This is a genomic window from Sphingomonas arantia (genome assembly GCF_042682045.1).
Classification (GTDB): Bacteria; Pseudomonadota; Alphaproteobacteria; order Sphingomonadales; family Sphingomonadaceae; genus Sphingomonas_R; species Sphingomonas_R arantia.
Genome location: NZ_JBHUGS010000002.1, coordinates 306,856 through 328,872, shown reverse-complemented (window position 1 = coordinate 328,872; position 22,017 = coordinate 306,856). Strand labels below are relative to the sequence as shown.

21 protein-coding genes and 1 tRNA gene are annotated in these 22,017 nt (G+C 66.6%); 15 read left to right on the top strand and 7 right to left on the bottom strand.

The genetic code is table 11. From position 1 onward, the window contains the following. Positions 1-22 precede the first annotated feature (22 nt). Positions 23-1,516, top strand: a complete 1,494-nt coding sequence (locus ACFSGX_RS07305) for a Ppx/GppA phosphatase family protein (RefSeq protein ID WP_380928721.1) — start codon at positions 23-25, stop codon at positions 1,514-1,516. A gap of 128 nt (positions 1,517-1,644) precedes the next feature. Here the strand turns inward: ACFSGX_RS07305 and ACFSGX_RS07300 are convergent, their stop codons facing one another. The 3 genes from ACFSGX_RS07300 to ACFSGX_RS07290 are packed head-to-tail and all read right to left on the bottom strand — an operon-like array spanning position 1,645 to position 6,367. Next, positions 1,645-3,432 (bottom strand): cation:proton antiporter domain-containing protein, encoded by a 1,788-nt coding sequence (locus ACFSGX_RS07300; RefSeq protein WP_380928719.1) that lies wholly within the window; start codon positions 3,430-3,432, stop codon positions 1,645-1,647. A 56-nt stretch (positions 3,433-3,488) separates the two neighbouring features. Further along, positions 3,489-5,096, bottom strand: coding sequence for a GNAT family N-acetyltransferase (locus ACFSGX_RS07295; protein WP_380928717.1), 1,608 nt, complete (start codon positions 5,094-5,096; stop codon positions 3,489-3,491). A 50-nt stretch (positions 5,097-5,146) separates the two neighbouring features. Then, entirely contained in the window at positions 5,147-6,367 is a 1,221-nt protein-coding gene (locus ACFSGX_RS07290) for an NADP-dependent isocitrate dehydrogenase (RefSeq protein ID WP_380928715.1), read from the bottom strand. 140 nt (positions 6,368-6,507) lie between these two features. On the opposite strand from ACFSGX_RS07290, the gene ACFSGX_RS07285 reads away from it, so the two are divergent. Both ACFSGX_RS07285 and ACFSGX_RS07280 read left to right on the top strand, forming a co-directional pair. Beyond that, complete coding sequence (locus tag ACFSGX_RS07285) at positions 6,508-7,242, top strand: phosphatidylserine decarboxylase (protein WP_380928713.1); 735 nt, start codon at positions 6,508-6,510, stop codon at positions 7,240-7,242. Next, positions 7,239-8,051: a CDP-alcohol phosphatidyltransferase family protein gene (locus tag ACFSGX_RS07280; protein WP_380928712.1), complete on the top strand. Its 813-nt coding sequence runs from the start codon at positions 7,239-7,241 to the stop codon at positions 8,049-8,051. Before ACFSGX_RS07285 ends, ACFSGX_RS07280 begins: the two co-directional genes overlap by 4 nt. On the opposite strand, the gene ACFSGX_RS07275 is transcribed toward ACFSGX_RS07280, so the two are convergent. Beyond that, positions 8,008-8,226: a hypothetical protein gene (locus tag ACFSGX_RS07275; protein WP_380928710.1), complete on the bottom strand. Its 219-nt coding sequence runs from the start codon at positions 8,224-8,226 to the stop codon at positions 8,008-8,010. The two genes, ACFSGX_RS07280 and ACFSGX_RS07275, sit on opposite strands and share 44 nt — an antisense overlap. Positions 8,227-8,465: 239 nt before the next feature. Here ACFSGX_RS07275 and rpsB point away from each other — a divergent pair, with 239 nt between their 5' ends. The 11 genes from rpsB to fabZ all read left to right on the top strand — a co-directional run bounded on the left by rpsB (position 8,466) and on the right by fabZ (position 19,486). Further along, complete coding sequence (gene rpsB / locus ACFSGX_RS07270; protein WP_157177576.1) at positions 8,466-9,224, top strand: 30S ribosomal protein S2; 759 nt, start codon at positions 8,466-8,468, stop codon at positions 9,222-9,224. Between the two features lie 138 nt (positions 9,225-9,362). Beyond that, positions 9,363-10,298 carry a translation elongation factor Ts gene (gene tsf, locus ACFSGX_RS07265; protein ID WP_380928709.1) on the top strand — a complete coding sequence of 312 codons (936 nt, stop codon included), beginning with the start codon at positions 9,363-9,365 and terminating at the stop codon, positions 10,296-10,298. A gap of 170 nt (positions 10,299-10,468) precedes the next feature. Continuing rightward, on the top strand, positions 10,469-11,206 hold the full coding sequence (pyrH, locus tag ACFSGX_RS07260; RefSeq protein ID WP_380928707.1) for a UMP kinase: 738 nt from the start codon (positions 10,469-10,471) through the stop codon (positions 11,204-11,206). Further along, the gene (gene frr, locus ACFSGX_RS07255) at positions 11,193-11,750 is read left to right on the top strand and encodes a ribosome recycling factor (protein ID WP_380928705.1); all 558 of its coding nucleotides are present in this window, start codon (positions 11,193-11,195) and stop codon (positions 11,748-11,750) included. The genes pyrH and frr overlap by 14 nt, the downstream gene beginning before the upstream one ends. Beyond that, positions 11,747-12,487, top strand: coding sequence for an isoprenyl transferase (locus ACFSGX_RS07250; protein WP_380928703.1), 741 nt, complete (start codon positions 11,747-11,749; stop codon positions 12,485-12,487). Before frr ends, ACFSGX_RS07250 begins: the two co-directional genes overlap by 4 nt. Next, positions 12,484-13,281 carry a phosphatidate cytidylyltransferase gene (locus ACFSGX_RS07245; RefSeq protein ID WP_380928701.1) on the top strand — a complete coding sequence of 266 codons (798 nt, stop codon included), beginning with the start codon at positions 12,484-12,486 and terminating at the stop codon, positions 13,279-13,281. The genes ACFSGX_RS07250 and ACFSGX_RS07245 overlap by 4 nt, the downstream gene beginning before the upstream one ends. Beyond that, on the top strand, positions 13,278-14,441 hold the full coding sequence (locus ACFSGX_RS07240; protein WP_380928699.1) for a 1-deoxy-D-xylulose-5-phosphate reductoisomerase: 1,164 nt from the start codon (positions 13,278-13,280) through the stop codon (positions 14,439-14,441). Before ACFSGX_RS07245 ends, ACFSGX_RS07240 begins: the two co-directional genes overlap by 4 nt. Beyond that, complete coding sequence (gene rseP, locus ACFSGX_RS07235; RefSeq protein ID WP_380928697.1) at positions 14,438-15,571, top strand: RIP metalloprotease RseP; 1,134 nt, start codon at positions 14,438-14,440, stop codon at positions 15,569-15,571. The genes ACFSGX_RS07240 and rseP overlap by 4 nt, the downstream gene beginning before the upstream one ends. A gap of 77 nt (positions 15,572-15,648) precedes the next feature. Further along, the gene (bamA, locus tag ACFSGX_RS07230; RefSeq protein ID WP_380928695.1) at positions 15,649-18,342 is read left to right on the top strand and encodes an outer membrane protein assembly factor BamA; all 2,694 of its coding nucleotides are present in this window, start codon (positions 15,649-15,651) and stop codon (positions 18,340-18,342) included. After that, positions 18,342-19,001: an OmpH family outer membrane protein gene (locus ACFSGX_RS07225; protein ID WP_380928694.1), complete on the top strand. Its 660-nt coding sequence runs from the start codon at positions 18,342-18,344 to the stop codon at positions 18,999-19,001. Before bamA ends, ACFSGX_RS07225 begins: the two co-directional genes overlap by 1 nt. Positions 19,002-19,012: 11 nt before the next feature. Continuing rightward, positions 19,013-19,486: a 3-hydroxyacyl-ACP dehydratase FabZ gene (gene fabZ / locus ACFSGX_RS07220; RefSeq protein WP_380928692.1), complete on the top strand. Its 474-nt coding sequence runs from the start codon at positions 19,013-19,015 to the stop codon at positions 19,484-19,486. Positions 19,487-19,881: 395 nt separating this feature from the next. Here fabZ and mobA read toward each other — a convergent pair whose 3' ends face one another. After that, on the bottom strand, positions 19,882-20,430 hold the full coding sequence (gene mobA, locus ACFSGX_RS07215) for a molybdenum cofactor guanylyltransferase (RefSeq protein WP_380928690.1): 549 nt from the start codon (positions 20,428-20,430) through the stop codon (positions 19,882-19,884). Between the two features lie 212 nt (positions 20,431-20,642). On the opposite strand from mobA, the gene rpmE reads away from it, so the two are divergent. Then, positions 20,643-20,873 carry a 50S ribosomal protein L31 gene (gene rpmE, locus ACFSGX_RS07210; RefSeq protein ID WP_380928688.1) on the top strand — a complete coding sequence of 77 codons (231 nt, stop codon included), beginning with the start codon at positions 20,643-20,645 and terminating at the stop codon, positions 20,871-20,873. Positions 20,874-20,934: 61 nt separating this feature from the next. Here rpmE and ACFSGX_RS07205 read toward each other — a convergent pair whose 3' ends face one another. Further along, positions 20,935-21,861 (bottom strand): XdhC family protein, encoded by a 927-nt coding sequence (locus ACFSGX_RS07205; RefSeq protein ID WP_380928686.1) that lies wholly within the window; start codon positions 21,859-21,861, stop codon positions 20,935-20,937. An 18-nt stretch (positions 21,862-21,879) separates the two neighbouring features. Then, a tRNA-Ser gene (locus ACFSGX_RS07200) sits at positions 21,880-21,969 on the bottom strand. Positions 21,970-22,017 lie beyond the last annotated feature (48 nt).

The window sequence follows — 22,017 nt, the reverse complement described above, 5'->3', positions numbered from 1 at the left end:
CTTCTCGGCTACCTCCCCGGCCATGGCCTTACCGATCTTTCGCCGCCGGGATGAGGCCGCCCCGTCGGGCCGCATCGGCATCATCGACATCGGATCGAACTCGATCCGCCTCGTCGTCTACGACGCGCCGACCCGCACCCCGGTCATCCTGTTCAACGAAAAGGTGATGGCCGGCCTCGGCAAGGGGCTCGCCAAGGACGGCGCGCTCGCGGAGGACGGAATCGCACGCGGCATGACCGCGCTGAAACGGTTCGCCACGCTCGCCCGCCAGATGGAGGTATCGAGCCTCCGCACCGTCGCCACCGCCGCGGTCCGCGACGCCCGCAACGGCCCGCTGTTCCTGAAACAGATCGAAGCGCTCGGTCTTCAGGTCGAACTCCTATCCGGCGATCAGGAAGCGACCATGGCCGGAATGGGCGTGCTGGCCGGCATTCCGGGGGCGGACGGCATCGTCGGCGACCTCGGCGGCGGCAGTCTCGAACTGATCCGCGTCCATAGCGGCACGGTCCACGAGAAGCTGTCGCTGCCGCTTGGCGTCCTGCGGCTCGCCGCGATCCGTGCGCGCGGGCCGGGCGCGTTGCAGCGCACCGTCGCCGCCGGGCTGGACGCGGCCGACTGGACCGACATTCCCGCGGGGCTGCCGCTCTATCTCGTCGGTGGATCGTGGCGTGCGCTGGCCCGGCTCGACATGTATCTGGAGGATTGGCCGCTGCCGATCATCCACCATTACCGCATGCCATCCGACCGTGCCGCGCGGCTCGTCCGCGTGCTGGCGCAGATCGACCGCAAGCGGCTGCGCGAGGTGATCGGCCTGTCCGCATCGCGCCTGCCGACATTGCCCGATGCCGCCGCCCTGCTCAGCGTCGTGGTGCGCCAGCTGCAGACCAGCTCCCTCGTTGCCTCCGCCTACGGTCTGCGCGAAGGGTTGCTCCACGACACGTTGCCGGTCGCGGAACGGCGGCAGGATCCGCTCATCACCGCAACGCGGGAGGAGGGGGGGCGTCAGGGCCGCTTCGCCGAGCATGGTGACCTGCTCCACAACTGGATCGCGCCGCTGTTCCCGGACGAGGGGGCCGAAGACGCCCGCCTGCGCCATGCCGCCTGCCTGCTGGGCGACGTCGGCTGGCGCGCGCACCCCGAGTTCCGCGCCGCCCGCGGCCTCGACACCGCACTGCACGGCAACTGGGTCGGCATCGACGCCCGCGGCCGGGCGATCGTCGCCCGCGCGCTCTACACCAGCTTCGGCGGGACGCTGCCGGTGCCGCTGCTCGACCGCCTGTTCACGGCAGAGGACAAGGCCATGGCCGATCGCTGGGGCCACGCGATGCGCCTTGGTCAGCGTCTGTCGGGCGGCGTGGCCGGTCCGCTGGCGGGCAGCAGCGTCGCACTCGCCGCCGACGCGATCACGCTGACCCTGCCGGCGGATCACCGCGATCTGGCGGGCGAATCGGTCGAACGTCGGCTCAAGATTCTCGCAACCGCGCTCGGCCGCAGGCCGGAAACGATCGTCGGTTAGACACGAATTCGATAGCCCATCCTTCCCGGGCGAAGCCAACCGCTTCGCTTGGGAATTTTTGCCGGGACTGCGTTCGGCATGGACGGGTCAGTCAGTTGCGCGAACTGGACTGATTTCGGCCCGGAAAATCACTCCACCACAGGATCGGCCGCCAGATCGCTCAGCCGCCGCCGCTGGATCGGCGGCTCGTGATCGACCGCCCCCATTTCCATGATCTTGCTGCGCAGTTCGGCGCGCTTGGTGTGGATCGACGCGATCACCGGCCCCATCGCAACCCCCAGATCGACCAGCACCGCCTCGGAAAGCTGCAACGAACTTTCGAGCGTCTCCGGCACCGCGTCGGTCACCCCGGCACGGTAGAGTTCGGCGGCATGGTTGGGATCCCGCGCCCGCGCGACGATCGTCAGCGCCGGATGCATCAGCCGGACCTTACGCGTGATCCGCACCAGCTGGACCGGATCGTCCATCGTCAGCACCAGCGCCTTGGCCGTCTCCAGCTGCAACCGCTCGAGCATGCCGGGTCGCACGATGTCGCCATATTGCGCGTTGTATCCACGCATCCGCGCGTGGGCGACCGCGTCGACGTCTGCCTCGATCGCGACATAGGGCTGCTTGTGCGCGTCTAGCATCTGCGCGACCAGTCGACCGACCCGCCCGCAACCGATGATGACCGTCCGTTCGGTATCGGTGCTCGCCTCGGGCAGCTCCGTCTTGACGTTCCGCTCCGCCCGCTTCGACAGATCGCTTCCGACGCGCGCCAGCAGCGGCGTGATCGTCAGCCCCAGCGCGGTCACGATCTGCCAGAACGATGCGGTCGACGCCTGGATCAGCTGCGCCTGCGCCGCGGCGGCCAGCACGATCAGCGTCGTCTCGGACGGCGACGCCATCAGCAGGCCGACCTCCGCCGCCAGCCCGCGCGTTGCCCCGCGCAGCCGCAGGAGCACGGCGGTCACGACCGTTTTGGCGATCACGACGCCCACCACCGCGGTCGCCAATGGCACCCAGCTACCCGCGATCAACCTCAGGTCGAGCGACATGCCCACCGTGATCAGGAACACGCCCAGCGCCAGTCCGCGGAACGGCGCGGTCATCGCCTCAACCTCGGTATGATAATCCGTCTCGGCGATCAGGATGCCGGCGAGCAACGCCCCCACGATCGGCGACAGCCCGGCGGCGGTCGTTGCGACGCTCGCCAGGATCACGACGAGCAGGCTGGCCGCCAGGAACAACTCCGGGCTCTTTGTCCTCGCCGCCTGCGCGAACAGCCGGGGCAGCAGCAGCCGGCCAAGTACCATCATGCCCGCGACCGTCGCGGCGCCGATCAGCAGGGTCCGGACCAGTCCGTCCCACCCCGCATCCGCCGACATCGGCGCCAGCGCACCGAGCAGGAAGATGATCGGCACCAGCGCCAGATCTTCGAACAGCAGCATCGCGAACGCCGCCTTGCCGACCGCGCTGCGCATTCCCGCGATCGGCAGAACCAGCGCGGTCGACGACAGCGCGAGCGCCAGCCCGAGCCCCATCGCACCCGCCGGTTCCTGCCCCAGCAGGAAAAGCGCCCCGCCGATCAGCCCGGCCGACACCACGAGTTCTGCGGCGCCAAGCCCGAAAACGTCGGTCCGCATCGACCAGAGCCGCCGGAACGACAGCTCCAGCCCGATCGAGAACAACAGCAGGATGATGCCGAACTCCGCGAACGGCTCGATCGCGTGGGGGCTGGATATCGTGATGTGGTAGAGCCACGGAAACCGCCCGGACAGCGCTCCGAGCCCGGCCGGCCCCACCAGCATGCCGACCAGAATGAACCCGATGACCGGGTTGACCCGCGCCCGCGCAAAGGCCGGGATGACCAGACCGGCCGCGCCGAGGATAACGAGGGCGTCGCTGAATGCGTCGGAGTTGATCGGTAGCGCCATTGCACGACCATTCGACATCCGACGCGCCGTGTCACCCCTTCCTGTAACGTAAGGCGTCAGCCGCCGCCGGGCGCGCGGCTCCCCATCGGCCGGCTGTCGACCTGCGGCTGTTCGCCGTGCGGCCGGTTGCTCCAGTCGATTGCGTAGAGGTCGAACCGGCGATCGGCCAGGTTTCGCACCGTGCCCTCCGCCCGCGCCCAGGTCAGGTCGGCCAGGTTCACGTCCGCGATCGTCAGTGTCTCGACATTTTCAGTCGACTCCGCCGCGATCCCGTCGCGCGCGAACGGGAAATCGCACGGCGTCAGGATCGCCGACTGGGCATATTGAATGTCCATATTGTCGACGTTCGGCAGATTGCCGACATTGCCCGACATCACGACATAGCACTGGTTCTCGATCGCCCGCGCCTGCGCGCAATAGCGGACGCGGAGGTAGCCCTGCCGGCTGTCCGTGCAGAACGGCACGAAGATGATCCGCGCGCCACCGTCCGCCAGCCGCCGGGCCAGCTCCGGAAATTCGCTGTCGTAGCAAATCAGCACGCCGATCGGGCCGCAGTCCGTCTGGATCGTGTCGAGCGAATCGCCGCCCTTGATCTTCCACCAGTAACGCTCGTTCGGCGTCGGATGGATTTTCTCCTGCCCATGGACCGACCCGTCGCGCAGGCAGACATAGGTGATGTTCTGGATATCGCCGTCGTCGGTCCGCGTCGGGTGTGACCCGCCGATGATGTTGACGTTATACTCCAGCGCCATCCGGCTGAGTTCAGCGATCAGCGGCTGGGTATGCTCGGTCAGCCGGTCGATCGCCTCCATCGGCGACAGCTCCTGCTTCTCGAACGACAGCAGCGCCAACGTGAACAGCTCAGGGAACACCACGAAGTCGGCTTTGTAATCCGACGCGATATCAACGAAATATTCGACGTTTTTGATGAACTCCGCGAAGTCCTTGACCGGCTTCGTCTGGAACTGGACCGTCGCCAGCCGCACGCTCTCGATCCCGCGCGGCACGCGGAATTCGGGCGCCTCGTTCGGATCGACATAGGGATTGCGCCAGATCATGAGCGCCGCCGCACCGCCCGACTGCTTGTCCTCCGGCAGGTAGCGCGGCAGGATGCCGGCCGGCTCGAACCCGTTGGCCAGCTGGAACCCGATCACCGGATCACGCAGCGTTCCATCCTTGATCCCGGCGAGATAACCCTCCGGCCCATCGACCCGGTCGCGCACGCGGCGATAGCCCGGCAGTCTCCCGCCGAACGCGATCCCGCGCAGCTCGAGCCGCTCCGCCAGCGCACGCCGCGCCTCGTACAGCCGCTTTCCGATCCGCAGACCGCGGCGGTCCGGATCGACGCACATCTCGAACCCGTAGAGCCAGTCGCCGGTCGGATCGTGACGCGATCCGAAGCCGTTGCCCGAAATCTGTTCCCAGTCGTGCGGCGACATGACGACCGTCTCGTCCAGCCGCGACGAGGCGCAGTAGCCGACGACGTCGTCGTCATAGACTGCGACGAACTGGCCATCGGGAAAATTGTTGATCTGACCGCGGATCTGCCCCGCGGTGTAGCTGCTCATCCGTGGATAGACGCGTTCGATCAGCGCCATGATCGCGGATGCGTCGGCCGGCGATGCGTTGCGCACCTCCAGCCGAGCACGTGTACTTTTAGCCATGTAATCCCCCGTTCGTCCCACCTGAACGGGGGATGCCGTTACGCGTTCCGTCAGGCAGGAACGTTCATCGCCTTCTCGAGGTTCTGGACGATCGCCTCGAAGAACTGCTCGGTCGTCATCCAGGGCTGCTGCGGCCCGATCAGGATCGCCAGATCCTTGGTCATCGCGCCCTGCTCGACGGTCTCGACGCAGACCCGCTCCAGCGTCTCGGCGAACTTGGTCACTTCCGGCGTGCCGTCGAACTGGCCGCGGAACTTCAGGCCGCCGGTCCAGGCGAAGATCGACGCGATCGGATTGGTCGACGTCGACTTGCCCTTTTCGTGCATGCGGAAGTGACGCGTGACGGTGCCGTGCGCGGCTTCCGCCTCGACCGTCTTGCCGTCGGGCGACAGCAGAACGGACGTCATCAGGCCGAGCGAACCGAAGCCCTGTGCGACCTGGTCGGACTGCACGTCGCCGTCATAATTCTTGCAGGCCCAGACGAACTTGCCGCTCCACTTCAGCGCCGATGCGACCATGTCGTCGATCAGGCGATGTTCGTAGACGATGTTGGCGTCGCGGAACTTGTCGGCGAATTCGGCGGCGAACACTTCGGCGAACAGGTCCTTGAAGCGGCCGTCATAGGCCTTCAGAATCGTGTTCTTGGTCGACAGGTATAGCGGCCAGCCACGCTGCAACGCGTAGTTCATCGATGCGCGCGCGAAATCGCGGATCGAATCGTCGAGGTTGTACATGCCCATCGCGACGCCGGCGGACGGGTAGTTGAACACTTCCTCCTCGATCCGCTGGCCGTCTTCGCCTTCCCAGATCATCTTCAGCTTGCCGGGGCCGGGCACCTTGAAATCGGTCGCGCGATACTGGTCGCCGAATGCGTGGCGGCCGACGACGATCGGGTCGGTCCAGCCGGGGATCAGCCGGGGGACGTTCTTGATGACGATCGGTTCGCGGAAGACGACGCCGCCCAGGATGTTGCGGATCGTGCCGTTGGGCGACTTCCACATCTTCTTCAGGCCGAATTCCTCAACCCGCTGCTCGTCCGGGGTGATCGTCGCGCACTTCACGCCGACGCCGTACTTCTGGATTGCGTGCGCGCTCTCCACCGTGACGCGATCGTCGGTGGCGTCGCGATTCTCCATGCCCAGATCGTAATATTCCAGGTCGATATCGAGATAGGGGAGGATCAGCCGCTCGCGGATCCAGGCCCAGATGATGCGTGTCATCTCATCGCCGTCCATTTCGACGACGGGGGTTTTCACCTTGATCTTGGCCATGCTGATACGCCTTGTTCCGGGGGAGGAAAGTCCCGGTCCGCTTACGGGACAGTGCCGCCGGGATCAACCGGGGGCGGGCGCAAGGGGTAGGGGCGAACCGCCGTCATTGTCTCGTTGGCCGGGGATGCTACGGTGGCACGATGACATCGCTCGAAAAGCCGGACGTCGGCACCACCACGATCAAATGGCGCTTTCCCTCGGTCCATCCGGACGGTCGGAAGTTCGTCCTCATCTCCGCCGCGATCACGGTCCTGCTGCTGTTCTTCATCTGGGACGAGCTGGGTTTCGTCTTCATCGGCATCACGATGTGGGTCGCCGCCTTCTTCCGCGATCCGATCCGCACCGCGCCGCGCGGGGAGGGGCTGATCATCGCGCCGGCCGATGGGCTGATCACGATGATCGCCACCGTCGCGCCGCCGCGCGAGCTGGAGGGGCCGGACGGGCTCGGCAGCCTGCCGATGACGCGGGTGTCGATCTTCATGAGTGTGTTCGACGTACACATCAACCGGTCGCCGATTGCCGGCACGATCCGCCGCGTCGTCTATATCTCCGGCGCGTTCCTCAATGCCGACCTCGACAAGGCGAGCGAGGATAATGAGCGCCAGCATATCATGGTCGAGGGCACCGACGGCACGCGGATCGGCTTCACGCAGATTGCCGGGCTGGTCGCGCGACGCATCGTGCCGTTCGTGAAACCGGGCGATCTCGTTGCTCAGGCACAGCGGATCGGGCTGATCCGCTTCGGCAGCCGCGTCGACGTCTACCTACCGGCCGGAACGTTGCCGCGTGTCGCGCTCGGACAACGCACGCTGGCGGGCGAGACGGTGCTCGCCAAGATCGGCGAGTCGATCGCCGTCACCGGGATCGCCCAGTGAGGCCGGTTCGCCGGGTAGGGCCGAAAGATCGGCCACGGCGCGGTATTCCGCTCCGCGCGGTCGCGCCGAACGCGGTCACCGCGCTGGCATTGTGCTTCGGCCTGTCGGGCGTGCGATTCGCGATTTCCGCGGCGGGGGGTGTCGAGGGCGACTGGGAGAAGGCGCTGCTGTCAATCCTGTTCGCCGGGGTGCTCGACGGGCTCGATGGTCGAATCGCGCGGATGTTGAAAGGCGAGAGCCGCTTCGGCGCCGAGCTCGATTCACTGTCTGACGTCATCGCGTTCGGCGTGTCGCCGGCGATCGTGATCTATCTCTGGTCGTTACAGGCGATGCCGCAGTTCGGCTGGACCTTTGCGCTGGCCCACGCGGTCTGCTGCGCGCTGCGGCTCGCCCGGTTCAATGCGGCGATCGATACGAAGGAACAGCCGCACAAGTCCGCCGGCTTCCTGACCGGTATTCCGGCACCGGCTGCGGCCGGCCTGGCGTTCCTGCCGATCTATCTCTGGCTGTGGACCGGGCTCGGCATCTTCCGGGAATGGTATGTCGTCGCACCCTGGGTTGCCGCGGTCGCGTTCCTGATGGTGTCGGATATCGCGACGTTCAGTTGGGGCGCGCTCCGCCTCCGTCATGGCGTCCGGTTCGGCGCGCTCGTCGGCTTAGCAGTGGTAACCGGCGCCTTGATTAGCGCACCGTGGGCGACGCTGACGCTCGCAAGCCTCGCTTATATAGCCGCCATCCCGTTCGGCATGACGGCCTATCGCAAGGTCAGGCGGCTGCGCGAAGCGGCGTCTCAACCCGGCGCGGCGTAGCATTGTACCGGATCCGCACTCTCGCCACGCCGGCCGACACCGGCACGGTGGGGGCGGGTGCCAGTTGCAACGCAGCAAGGATCATGTCCTTCGACGCCAACAACTGCGTGACGCACCCAGCGATCGCGGCGAACAAAGTGACCGTGAAGAATGTGAACATAAGGAAATGAAGCACGAAACTCTCCTTGGCCGAAGCGCCCGATGATCCGCGTCGACCGGTGAACTGGTTAACCAATCCATTCGGTGACGGTTCCGTATGTTCCCTTTCTGTTCTGCACGCAAGCCTTGATTTGTGCTGCGAACACGGCTAACCGCGCCATATTCCCCATGCAGGGCGTCATAAACCGGTGCTGTGGACGTTTGATACGTCCCGGTCACTGCCCTGCAGAGGTATAACCGGAAGGAGACTATCCTATGGCGGTACCCACCGTCTCGATGCATGACCTGCTCGACGCAGGCGCACATTTTGGCCACCAGACGCACCGCTGGAACCCCAAGATGAAACCCTACATCTTCGGCGATCGCAACGGCATCCACATCCTCGATCTGTCGCAGACCGTACCGCTCATGGCGCGCGCGCTCGACTTCATCGGCCAGACCGTCTCGCACGGCGGCAAGGTCCTGTTCGTCGGCACCAAGCGCCAGGCGCAGGAGCCGATCGCAGAAGCCGCTCGCCGTTCGGGCCAGCATTATGTCAACCATCGCTGGCTGGGCGGCATGCTCACCAACTGGAAGACCATTTCCGGTTCGATCAAGCGCTTCAAGTCGCTTGAGGAGCAGCTGTCGGGTGACACGCACGGCCTGACCAAGAAGGAAGTGCTCCAGCTGACGCGCGAGCGCGACAAGTTCGAGCTGTCGCTCGGCGGCATCCGCGACATGGGCGGCATCCCGGACGTTATGTTCGTGATCGACGCGAACAAGGAAGAGCTGGCGATCAAGGAAGCCAACACGCTGGGTATTCCCGTCGTGGCGATCCTCGACTCGAACGTCAGCCCCGACGGCATCGCGTTCCCGATCCCGGCGAACGACGACGCCGCACGCGCGCTGCGGCTGTACTGCGATGCCGTTGCGACGGCCGCGACGCAGGGCAACCAGGGTGGCCGTGCCGCCCGCGGTGAAGACCTCGGCGCCATGATGGAGCCGCCGGTCGAAGAAGCGCTCGCGACCGCCTGATCGCTCGTTCGTGCCCCCGCGCGGGGGGTCCAGTCCCGACCTGTCGAACTGGACCCCCGCCTGCGCGGGGGTACGCATATGTGCAACATGGCGCTGCCACATACGGCGCGCCTGGACTCTCTCGAGAAGGAACATGACATGGCGGACATTACCGCTGCGGCCGTAAAGGACCTGCGCGAACGCTCGGGCGCGGGCATGATGGATTGCAAGAAGGCGCTGACCGAAACCGGCGGCGACATGGAGGCCGCGGTCGACTGGCTGCGCACGAAGGGTCTCGCCACCGCCGCCAAGAAGTCCGGCCGCACCGCGGCAGAGGGCCTGATCGGCGTCGTGGTCGAAGGAAAGAAGGGCGCCGCGGTCGAGGTCAATTCCGAGACCGACTTCGTGTCCAAGAACGAACAGTTCCAGGATTTCGTCCGCACCGTGACCGGCCTTGCGTTGACTACCGGCGACGACATCGCCGCGCTGAAGGCGACCGCATACCCGACGGGTGGCACGGTCGAGGAGAAGCTGACCGCGAACATCGCCACGATCGGCGAGAACCAGGCGCTGCGCCGCGCGCGCACCGTCTCGGTCGAGCAGGGCGCGGTCGTCGCCTATGTCCACAACGCGGCCTCCCCCGGCCTCGGCAAGATCGGTGTGCTCGTCGCACTCGAGGGTGATGCCGACGTCGCGAAGATCGAAGCACTCGGCAAGCAGCTCGCGATGCACATCGCCGCCGCCAGCCCGCAGGCGCTGACCGAGGAAGGCCTCGACGCCGCCCTGGTCGAGCGCGAGCGTGCGATCGCCATGGAAAAGGCGAACGAGAGCGGCAAGCCGGCCAACATCATCGAAAAAATGGTCGAGGGCGCGATCGCCAAGTTCCGCAAGGAGAACAGCCTGCTGAACCAGCTGTTCGTCATGGACAACAAGACCAAGATCGCGGACGTCGTCGCGGCCGCGGCCAAGGATGCGGGCGGCAGCATCGCGCTGACTGACTATGTCCGGCTGCAGCTGGGCGAGGGCATCGAGCGCGAGACGAGCGATTTCGCCGCCGAAGTCGCCGCCGCATCGGGCGTCGGCCCGAAGGCCTGATCCTCGATCGGCATTGAGAAGGGGCGGGTGGGCGACCATCCGCCCCTTTTTCATGTCCCGTGCTTGTCGGTCGATCGGCGCGAGACCGATCGCATCCCTTGGCACCGCGGGTTCCACTGCCTAAGGTGCGCCACGCCCGCCCCGCCCATGAATCGGATACCCTGCCCGTAATGACACGCCCTCGCTTCAACCGTATCCTGCTGAAGCTGTCCGGCGAGGTCCTGATGGGGAGCGGCCAGTTCGGCATCGACCCCGATACCGTCGGTCGCGTTGCGGAGGAAATAGCCGGCGTCGCGCGCGAGCACGAGCTGTGCATCGTCGTCGGCGGCGGCAACATCTTTCGCGGCCTGGCCGGCTCCGCACGCGGCATGGACCGGACGAGCGCCGACTATATGGGCATGCTCGCCACCGTCATGAACGCGCTGGCGGTGCAGAGCGCGCTCGAACGGATCGGCGTCGACACCCGCGTCCAGTCCGCCATTCCGATGCCGACCGTGTGCGAGCCGTTCATCCGGCGCCGCGCCGAACGGCATATGGAAAAGGGTCGCATCGTGATCTTCGCCGGCGGCACCGGCAACCCGTTTTTCACCACCGACAGCGCCGCGGCGTTGCGCGCGGCGGAAATGGGCTGCGACGCGCTGCTGAAGGGCACCTCGGTCGACGGCGTCTACGATGCCGACCCGAAGAAGGTGCCGACCGCGCGACGCTACGACACCGTCAGTTTCAACCGAGTGCTGAGCGACGACCTGCGCGTCATGGACGCCAGCGCCGTCGCACTGTGCCGCGACAACAATATTCCGATCGTCGTCTTCAACATCCGCGAACGCGGCAATCTTGCCCGCGTCCTGGCGGGTGAGGGGATCGCGACGATCGTCCGCAACGAGGAGACCCCGCATGGCGGCGTATAACAAGACCGATCTTGAACGGCGCATGGCCGGCAGCATCGATGCACTGCATCACGATCTGCAGGGCCTGCGCACCGGCCGTGCCTCAACCTCGCTGCTCGATCCGGTGCAGATCGAGGTTTACGGCGCGCGCATGCCGATCAACCAGATCGCGACCGTATCGGTGCCCGAACCGCGCATGATCTCGGTCCAGGTGTGGGACAAGACGAATGTCGGCCCGGTCGACAAGGCGATCCGCGCCGCCGGTCTCGGCCTGAACCCGATCGTCGACGGCCAGACGCTGCGTCTGCCGATCCCGGAACTGACCGAGGAACGGCGCAAGGAACTGGCCAAACTCGCCAGCAAATATGCCGAGGGTGCGCGCATCGCCGCGCGTAACGTGCGCCGCGACGGGATGGACACACTGAAGGCCGACGAGAAGAAGGGCGAGATCAGCGAGGACGAGCGCAAGCGTCACGAAACCGACGTCCAGAAGCTGACCGACAAGACGATCGCGGACATCGACAGCCTGGCGTCGTCGAAGGAAAAGGAAATCCTCGGGAAGTGACCGGCGTCCCGGCCGTATCGGAGCCCGTTCCCGGGCCGGCGACCGGCCGGTCCGGCGGGCCACGGCATGTCGCGATCATCATGGACGGCAACGGCCGCTGGGCGAAGAAGCGCCTGCTGCCGCGCATCGCCGGGCATCGTGCCGGGGCGGAGGCACTGCGCCGCACGATCCGCGGCGCCGGGCAGCTCGGGATCGAGGTGCTGACGCTCTACGCCTTCTCATCCGAGAACTGGCGTCGCCCGGCGTCCGAGATCGCCGACCTGATGGGTCTGCTCCGCCACTATATCCGCGCCGAAATCGCGGAGATCGCGGCGGCCGGCATCCGGTTGCGGATCATCGGCGACTATCGCCGGTTCGAACCGGACGTGGTCACGCTGATCGACGATGCCGTCGCAAAAACCGCGGGCAACACTGGCACGACTTTGGTCATCGCACTCAACTACGGTGCGCAGGACGAGATCGTTCGGGCGGTGCGCGCGATCGTCGCGGACGGGCTCGCGCCGGCGGACATCGATACCGCCGCGATCGGCGCGCGGCTTGATACGTCGGACCTGCCGCCGCTCGACCTGCTGATCCGCACGTCGGGCGAACGGCGGCTGTCGAACTTCCTGTTGTGGCAGGCGGCCTATGCCGAACTGCTGTTCGTCGACACGCTGTGGCCCGATTTCGATGCCGCGACACTGGCGACCGCGGTGCAGGACTTCGCGACGCGCGAACGGCGATACGGGGGCCTGTGACCGTCGTTCCCGGCCAGACGCCCGCGCGGCGTCGTTCCGATCTGGCGACGCGGGCCCTGGCGGGTGCGGCGATGATCTTCGTTGCCGTCGGTGCGCTCGCACTCGGCGGGACGGCGTTCTGGCTGCTGGCGGTCGCGGCGGCCGGACTTATGCTCGCCGAATGGGCAGGGCTCATGCGGTCCTCGTCGCGGCGGATCGTGCTGGCGCTTGTGCTGTTCGCCGTCCCCATGCTGTTCTTGATGCCGGCGATCGGCGGGGCGAACCGCGACACGATCGCCATCCTGGTCGCCTGCGCGCTGCTGGTGATGGTCGTCGGCAACTCGGGCCGCCTGGGTATGGGGCTGCTCTACGCCGGGTTGCCGACCGCGGGACTGCTGTTCCTGCGCGGTCAGCCGGCTGGCATCGGCTGGACGCTCTGGACGCTGGCGATCGTCTGGGCGACCGACATCGGCGCGTATTTCTCGGGCCGCGCGATTGGCGGGCGGAAGCTCGCGCCGCGGCTCAGCCCGAACAAGACCTGGGCCGGACTGTTCGGCGGGATGGCCGGCGCGCTCGTCGTGGGTGGCCTGATCGCCTGGATCGCCGGACTGCCGACCGCCTGCCTCTGGCTCGGTCCCCCGCTCGCCGTGCTGGCGCAGATCGGTGACCTGTTCGAAAGCTGGCTCAAACGCCGCGCCGGGGTGAAGGACAGCGGGCGGTTGCTCCCCGGCCATGGGGGCGCGCTCGATCGGCTCGATGGCGTCGTGCCCGTCGCGGTGCTCGTGTCCGGCCTCGTCGCGGGCGGTGTGCTGTGACGCCCCGGACCATCACCGTGCTGGGCGCGACCGGATCGGTCGGCTCCTCGACGCTCGACCTGATCGAGCGCACGCCGGACGCGTTCCAGGTGAAGGCGCTGACTGCGCACCGCGATGTCGCCGGTCTCGCCGCCGCCGCGATCCGGACGAACGCCGAGCTTGCCGTCATCGCCGACCCCGACCAGGAACCGGCGCTTGCTACGGCCCTCGCCGGAACCGGGATAGCCCATGCCGCCGGGGCCGACGCCGTGCGCGATGCCGCCGGACTCGGGGCCGACTGGACGATGGCCGCGATCGTCGGATGCGCGGGGCTCGTCCCCGTGATGGCCGCGATCGAGGCGGGCAAGACCGTGGCACTCGCCAACAAGGAGGCGCTCGTCTCCGCAGGCGACCTCATGATCCGCGCCACCACGCGCACCGGCGCCACGCTGCTGCCCGTCGACTCCGAACATAACGCGATCTTTCAGTGCCTTGCCGGGAGCAGGATTGAACGCGTCCGCCGCATCCTGCTGACCGCCAGCGGCGGCCCGTTCCGCACCGCGACGATCGATCGGATGCGCGCCGTCACCCCGGCCGAAGCGGTCTGCCACCCCAACTGGTCGATGGGTGCCAAGATCTCGATCGACTCGGCCACCATGATGAACAAGGGCCTCGAACTGATCGAGGCGGATCACCTCTTCCCGATCGGCTCCGAACGGATCGAGATCGTCGTCCACCCGCAATCGGTCATTCACTCGATGGTCGAGTATATCGACGGCTCCACGCTGGCCCAGATGGGCACGCCCGACATGCGGACGCCGATCGCTCACGCGCTCGCCTGGCCGGACCGGATGGACGGACCGTCCGCTCCGCTCGATTTCACGACGCTCGGCCGGCTCGACTTCGAGGCACCCGATCCCGAACGCTTCCCCGCACTCCGGCTGGCGCGCGAAGCGGCGGTCGCCGGCGGGGGACGGCCGGCGATCCTGAACGCGGCGAACGAGATCGCGGTCGCGGCCTTTCTCGCCTCGCGCATCGGTTTCCTCGATATCGCGCGGATCGTCGCGACCGTGCTGGACCGCTACGATCCGCCCGCGCCCGCGACGATCGACGACGTGCTGTCGATCGACCGGCAGGCGCGACGGATCGCGGACGAAGTGATGAAGGACATGGCCGCATGATGCAGAGCCCCGGGATCGCGCTGACCGTGCTGAGCTTCTTCCTGCTCATCGGCCCGCTGATCTTCATCCACGAAATGGGCCATTATCTCGCCGGGCGCGCGTTCGGGGTGAAGGCCGACACCTTCTCGATCGGGTTCGGACGGGAACTGTTCGGCTGGACCGACCGGCGCGGGACGCGGTGGCGCGTGGCCCTGCTCCCACTCGGCGGCTATGTGAAGTTCGCCGGCGACATGAACCCGGCCAGCGTCCCCACCCCAGCCTGGCTCGCTCTCCCGCCCGGCGAACGCGCGATGACGTTCCAGGCGAAACCCGTTTGGCAGCGGTTCCTGATCGTGGCGGCCGGCCCGGCAATCAACTTCGCGCTGGCGGTGCTGATCTTCATGACGATCTTCGCGGTGGTGGGGGAGGGGCGCACACCATCCACGGTCGCAGCGGTGCTGCCCGGGTCGGCGGCGGCGCAAGCCGGCGTGCGCGCCGGCGACCGCATCACGATGATCGCGTCGCAGGGCGTGTACCGGTTCGAGGATATCGGCGACCTTGTCCGCCACCGCGCGGGCGAGACACTGAAGATGGACGTGTATCGCGGGCAGCAACAGATCCATCTGCTTGTCACCCCGGAAACCGACCTGCAACGCGACCGGTTCGGCAATGAATTCCGGATCGGCATGCTCGGCATCGCAGCCGGCAAGCAGGTGAAGGTGCCGCTGCAGTTCAGCGAGCTTCCCGGCGCCGCCGCGCGGCAGACCGTGCTGATAACCCGCACGATGGTCGATACGCTCTGGCAGATCGTGTCGGGCCGCCGCTCGGTCCGCGAACTGGGCGGGCCGTTGCAGATTGCGCGGTTGTCCGGCCAGGTCGCGACGCTCGGTTGGCTGGACTTCGTCTACTTCATGGCGGCGATCTCCATTAATCTGGGATTCATGAACCTTCTTCCAATTCCGATGCTCGATGGCGGGCACCTGTTCTTCTACGTGATCGAGGCCGTGCGGCGGAAACCGCTGGCCCCGGTGGCGCAGGAGTGGGCGTTTCGGTCCGGACTGGCCCTGTTGCTGACGTTCATGGTCTTCGTGACCGTCAACGACCTGGGCTCTTTCGGCTTGTGGCGGCAGCTTGCCGGGTTGATCGGTTGATCCTGATAGGGCAGGGCAGCACTATGGCGTCACCCGCGGGGGCAGGGGCGACACTTCCTTATCGAGGGCGGGATTGCGTGACGGTCATTAACAATCATTTCGGGCGGCGTTCGACGTCCGTATTCCTGCTTGGCACCATCCTTGGCGGCACGGCATCGCTGGCGGGGGCCCAGACCCCGGCACCGGCCGGCCCGCGCGTTCCCCCTACCGTGCAGCCCACCCCCGGGGCAGCCGGCACGCCCGCGGCCGCCGCGCCCAGCCTGGCGCAGACGCGGATCATCCGCTCGCTGTCGGTGACCGGCGCACAGCGTCTCGAACCCGAAACCGTCCGCTCCTACGTCAAGCTGCGGGTGGGTGAGACCTACACCACCGAGCAGCTCGATCAGGCGATCAAGGACCTTTACGCGACGCAGTTGTTCGCCGACGCGACGATCGTGGGTGCGGAGACCGGCGACATCGTCCTGCAGGTCCGCGAGAACCCGGTGATCAACCGGATCGTGTTCGAGGGGAACAAGCGGCTGAAGGAAGACAAGATCCGGCCGGAGGTGAAGCTCGCCCCGCGCCAGATCTTCACGCGCGAAGCGGCGCGTGCCGATGTCGCGCGGATCATCGAACTCTACCGTCGCCAGGGGCGCTTCGCCGCCACCGTCGAACCGAAGATGGTCCAGCTCGACCAGAACCGCGTCGACGTGGTGTTCGAGATCACGGAGGGCGCGAAGTCCAAGGTCCGCCAGATCAACATCATCGGCAACGAGAAGTTTTCCGACGGCCAGCTGCGCGGTGAAATGGCGACCAAGCAGTCGCGTTTCTACCGCTTCTTCTCGTCGGGCGACAGCTACGACCCCGACAAGCTGTCCTATGATCAGCAGAAGATGCGGCAATTCTACCTCACCAACGGCTATGCGGATTTCCGCGTGGTGTCGGCGGTGGCGGAACTGACCCCGGACAAGCGTGACTTTATCGTCACCTATGTGGTGGAGGAGGGTGATCGCTACAAGTTCGGCGAAGTGAACCTGGAAAGCGACATCCGCGACGTGAAGGCGGAGACGTTCCGCTACCTCCTACCGATGAAGAAGGGCGATTGGTACAACGCCAAGCAGATCGAAGATACCGTCGATTCGATCACCGAGACGACCGGCCTCCTGGGCTTTACGCCCGATGTCCGCCCGGATTTCCGGCCGGACAAGGAGACGCTCACGATGGACGTCACCTTCAAGATCAACGACGCGCCGCGCGTCTATGTCGAACGGATCGACGTCAACGGCAACACGCTGACACAGGACAAGGTCGTGCGCCGCGAGTTCCGGCTGGCCGAGGGTGACGCGTTCAACTCGTTCCGCGTGAAGCGCTCGCGCGACCGCATCCAGTCGCTCGGCTTCTTCCAGGACAAGTTCGAGATCGAGCGCAAGCAGGGGTCGGCCCCCGATCGCGTCGTGCTCGAGGCGAACGTCCAGGAGAAGTCGACCGGCGAGCTGCAGCTGTCGGCCGGTTATTCCAGCCTCGAGAAGTTCATCGTCGACCTGTCGATCACGCAGCGCAATTTCCGCGGCAAGGGCCAGGTCCTGCGCGCAAGCGGCAGCTACTCGACCTACTCGAAGTCGGTCGAACTGGGCTTTACCGAACCCTATTTGTTCGATCAGAACATCGCGGTCGGCGTGGACATCTTCCGACGCGACTTCAACTCGTTCAACTACGTCAACAACAATCGCAACACGACGTACCGGCAGACGACCACCGGGTTCCAGGTCCGCGCCGGCGTGCCGCTGACCGAGTTCGTCCAGCTGGCGCTGCGCTACGGCCTGAGCCAGGACAACGTGACGCTCGATCGCGGCAGCTTCTATACGGATATCGACAATAACGGCATCCGCGGCGACGCGGCCGGCGATACCTGCGATCCGTTGCAGGCCGGCCGTTACCTCTGCGATGCGATCGGTAAGCGGATCACCTCGTCGGTCGGCTACTCGCTGGTCTACAGCACGCTGAACAACTCGATCCGCCCGACCGGTGGCCAGCGCGTCATCTTCTCGCAGGATTTCGCCGGCCTCGGTGGCAGCGTGAAGTATATCAAGACCAAGATCGACGCCGACAAATATTGGGGCCTCGGCTCCGGTTTCGTCTTCTCGCTCGGGCTCGAGGGTGGTTACATCTTCTCCTACGACAAGAGCCGCGGTGAGGGGGTCGACAAGGTCCGCCTGGTCGATCGCTGGTTCCTCGGCCAGCCGCAGCTGCGCGGGTTCGACATCCGCGGTGTCGGTCCGCGCATCCAGCGTATCCCGTACAATGCGGACGGCACGCTCAACACGGGCGTCGATCGCAACCAGATCCAGGACGACGCCATCGGCGGCCGCGCTTATTATCTGGGCCGTGCCGAGCTTGAAATTCCGCTCGGCGCCGGTGCGCGCGACCTGGGCCTGCGCCCGTCGCTGTTCATGGATGCCGGCGCGGTCTTCGGCCTGACCCGGCCGAACACGATCGACACGCGGGTTTGCGACTTCCCGGCGAGCGGGACGACTTCCGCGACGTCGCGCGTCGTGCAAAAGGCCGACTCCAACAACGGCTGCCCGACCGGTTCCACGCTGGCCACCGACCAGAGCGGTGCGTTCCAGGAAGTCTATTCGGGCAACACGCCGAAACCGCGCCTGTCGGTCGGTGTCGGCGTCAACTGGAACTCGCCATTCGGTCCTTTCCGGATCGATGTCGCCAAGGCGCTCCTGAAGGAGCCGGGCGACGACACGAAACTCTTCACTTTCAACGTAGGGACGCAGTTCTGATGACCAACCATATCAAGACCATCGCGCTTGGCTTGGCGCTGGCGGCGACCCCGCTCGTCGCGACCCAGGCATCCGCACAGGGGCTGGGCGTCGCCTCGGCCAACCTCGAGGGCGCACTCGGCAACTCGGCCGCGCTGAAGGCCGCCCAGACGCAGATCCAGACGCAGTACAAGGCGCAGATCGACGCGTTCACCGCGCGCCGCACCGCGATCAGCACGGAACTCGAGCCGATGGCGCGCGAAATCCAGACGCTTCAGGCCAATCCCGCGACTCCGCCCGCCACGCTGCAGGCGAAGGTCACGGCCTATCGCACCCGCGAAGCCTCGGCCCAGCGCGAACTGGCGCCGCTTGCCGCGCCGTTCCAGCGCCCGCTGTCCTACGCTGAGGAGCAGGTTGCGACGAAGCTCGACCAGGCCCTGCGCGCCGCGATGGTCGCCAAGCGGATCGGCATCATCGTCAACCCGCAGGCCGTCGTCGCGATCCAGCCCGCCGCCGACCTGACCGCCGACGTCACGACGCAACTGAACGCGCTGGTGAAGACCGTATCCACCACGCCGCCCGCCGGCTGGCAGCCCGGCCAGACCGCGCAGGGCGCTGGCGCCGCACCGGCCCCGGCCGCTGCACCTGCCACCCCGGCACGCCGTCCGCAGGGCCGGTGAGCGACACGTCCATGACGGACGGGAGTGACGACGGCGCCATGGGCCCGCTGGATATCCGGCAGGTCATGGCGGCGTTGCCGCATCGCTATCCGATGCTGCTGGTCGACCGGGTTGAATCGCTCGTCCCGGGCAAATCGATCCGCGCGATCAAGGCGGTGACGATCAACGAGCCGTTCTTCCAGGGGCATTTCCCCGGCCGTCCCATCATGCCCGGCGTCCTGATCATCGAGGCGATGGCGCAGGCCGCCGGCGTGTTGGCGGTCAAGTCGCTTGGGCTGGAGGGGACGGGGAAGCTCGTCTACTTCATGGCGATCGACGACGCGAAGTTCCGCGTTCCGGTCGAACCCGGCGTGCTGATGGCGCTGGAGGTCGAGTTCACCCAGATGCGCAAGTCGGCAAGCAAGTTCGCTGGCCGTGCATTGGTCGACGGCAAGCTGGCCGCACAGGCGAGCTTCATGGCCATGATCGCCGATCCGCCGGCGTGACGACGGTTTAGTCTCAAGATTAGAGCGTCGATAGAGGGGGTTACAGCGTGAAGCTGTGACCCCTTTTTACGTCAAGGTGCTACTCCGGAAGATCATCCGGCTTGGAACAGACGCCTACCCAGACTGACCTAGCCCAGCCCATGCCCCCCAGCCGTCATCCCGGCGCATGCCGGGATCTCCCGTCGGTAAGGGGTGACCCCAAGCCAGAACGAGATCCCGGCTTTCGCCGGGATGACGGGCGAGGGGTCTGGGAAGCGGACGATGCTAGTCAATTGATACAGGACGTGGCCCGCCCGGGCTTGATCCGGGCAGGAACTTGCCTCCCGGATCAGGTCCGCACGGACGCGCAGAGTCGATCACGTTTTGCGCGGCGGTCTCCAGCGTCTCGGCTGAACTCAATCGTGGGACAGAGGCCGGCCGCGCACTGCGGTCAGCGCTTCCAGATCTTCGACCCGATTGATGTTGGCGATCGCGTCGTCGAACGGCACCACACGAGCGCCAGTCTCCGCGATCCACCCCCGCATCGATCGGTCGGTGGTCGCTTCCAGCCAGGCAATGGCGCGTGACCCAAGCTCAGCAGGCCACAACCCGAGCAACGGTTGCCCCGCCACCACCGCAGGCCCCGGCCGCAGCCGCGTCAACAAATCCGACGGAAGCTCCGGCAGATCGCATCCGCTCGTCAGCACCTGGTCAAACCCATTGTCTGCTGCGTAGCCAAGCGCACCGGCGAGCGCTCCAAGTGGCCCTAACCCCGGCGCCGGTCGATCCGGAACGTCGTCCAGGCCGGGCCACTCGCGCCCGATCACTACGACCGCATCGCACTGCGCCCGTAACGCCTCCGCCACATGCTCCAGCAATGGCCGACCGTCGAGCAGCGCCACCGCCTTGTCGCTACCGAACCGCCGACCCGCACCGCCCGCAAATATCGCACCGAGCGTCTTCACCGTTCGGTTTCCCGCCTCCCGAGCAGCCGCCGGTGTGAGTTGAGCATTCATATCGACAAGGTCCTTCGCCACGGCGGTACAGAGTGCCTGGTCGAAAGCAAACAGACACGCGACCGCCGGGTGACCTCACAGCTTGTCATTCGCGCTATCGCACGGTAACAGCGCGCCTTCGCCCGGCTGGTCGGAAACCAGCGCAACATCGGAGCCGCGACATGAAGAAGAACATCCACCCCGACTATCACGTCATCAAGGTCCAGATGACCAATGGCACCGTGTTCGAAACCCGCTCGACCTACGGCGCGGAAGGCGACACGCTGACGCTCGACATCGACCCCACCGTCCACCCCGCATGGACCGGCGGCAAGTCCAGCATGCTGGACACCGGCGGCCAGGTCGCCCGTTTCAACAAGCGCTTCGGTGGCCTGTCGCTCACCAAGAAGTAAGCAGCTCGAACCCGAAAAGGGCCGCGGCGGGATCATCCTGCCGCGGCCTTTTTCATGCGTCTCAGCCGTGCGTCCGGAACGCACGCACCATGCCCGCCGCGACCGACAGGGCGATCTCCGCTGGCCCCAGCGCACCGATCGGCAGGCCCGCGGGCGCATCGATCCGATCGAGCTGCGCCGGCGTCATGCCCGCCGCAGCGAGCCGTTCCAGCCGCGCCGCATGGCTGCGCTTGCTACCGAGCGCCGCGATATAGCCCGTGTCGGCCGACAGCGCGGCGATCAGCGCCGGATCGTCGATCTTTGGATCGTGGCTCAGCGTGATGACCGCGGTCTCCGGCCCCGGCATCCGCGCGGCGATCGCCTCGTCCGGCCAGCGCGAATCGAGTTCGATGCCGGGGAAGCGCGCCGCGGTCAGGAACCGTTCGCGCGGATCGATCAGCACCGCGCGCGTATCGAGCGGCGCGGCGAACTCGACCAGCGACTGCGCGATCTGCACGGCGCCGACGATCAGCAGCGTGCGCGCCGGGCGGTACCGGTTCACGAACTGGCCCTCGTCCGGCTCCGCACCGATCCGGCTGTGCCCGGATTCGATATCGGTGGTGACCGACAGACTGCGCCCGGCGACCCGTGCCTCGGCCAACGCGTCGAAGATTTCCGGCACATAACCATCGGGCGAAACAGGCTGGACCAGCACGCTGATCGATCCGCCGCAGGGCAGATGCGCTTCCCACGCCGTCTCGTCGCCGATCGTATAGTCGAGCAGCCGGCTGCGCCCGTCGACGATCGCCTCGCTCGCGACCTGCAGCACCTCGTTCTCGACGCACCCGCCGGAGATCGACCCTTCGAACCGGCCGTCCGCGGCGACCAGCATGTGGCTGCCCTTCGGCCGCGGCGCGGATCCCCAGGTGGAAACGACGGTGGCGATCGCCATCGGGGTCTCGCCCCATGCGGCGCGTGCCGCGATCATGCGGTCGAGTTCGGCTACCATGGGATACTCCGGATATGCTGGCGGACGGGGTGGGATTCGAACCCACGGTGGGCGTGAACCCACGACGGTTTTCAAGACCGTAGCCATAAACCACTCGACCACCCGTCCGGTGCCATCGTCAATTAGCGCGGTTGCCGCGGAGTGGGAAGGGCCGGA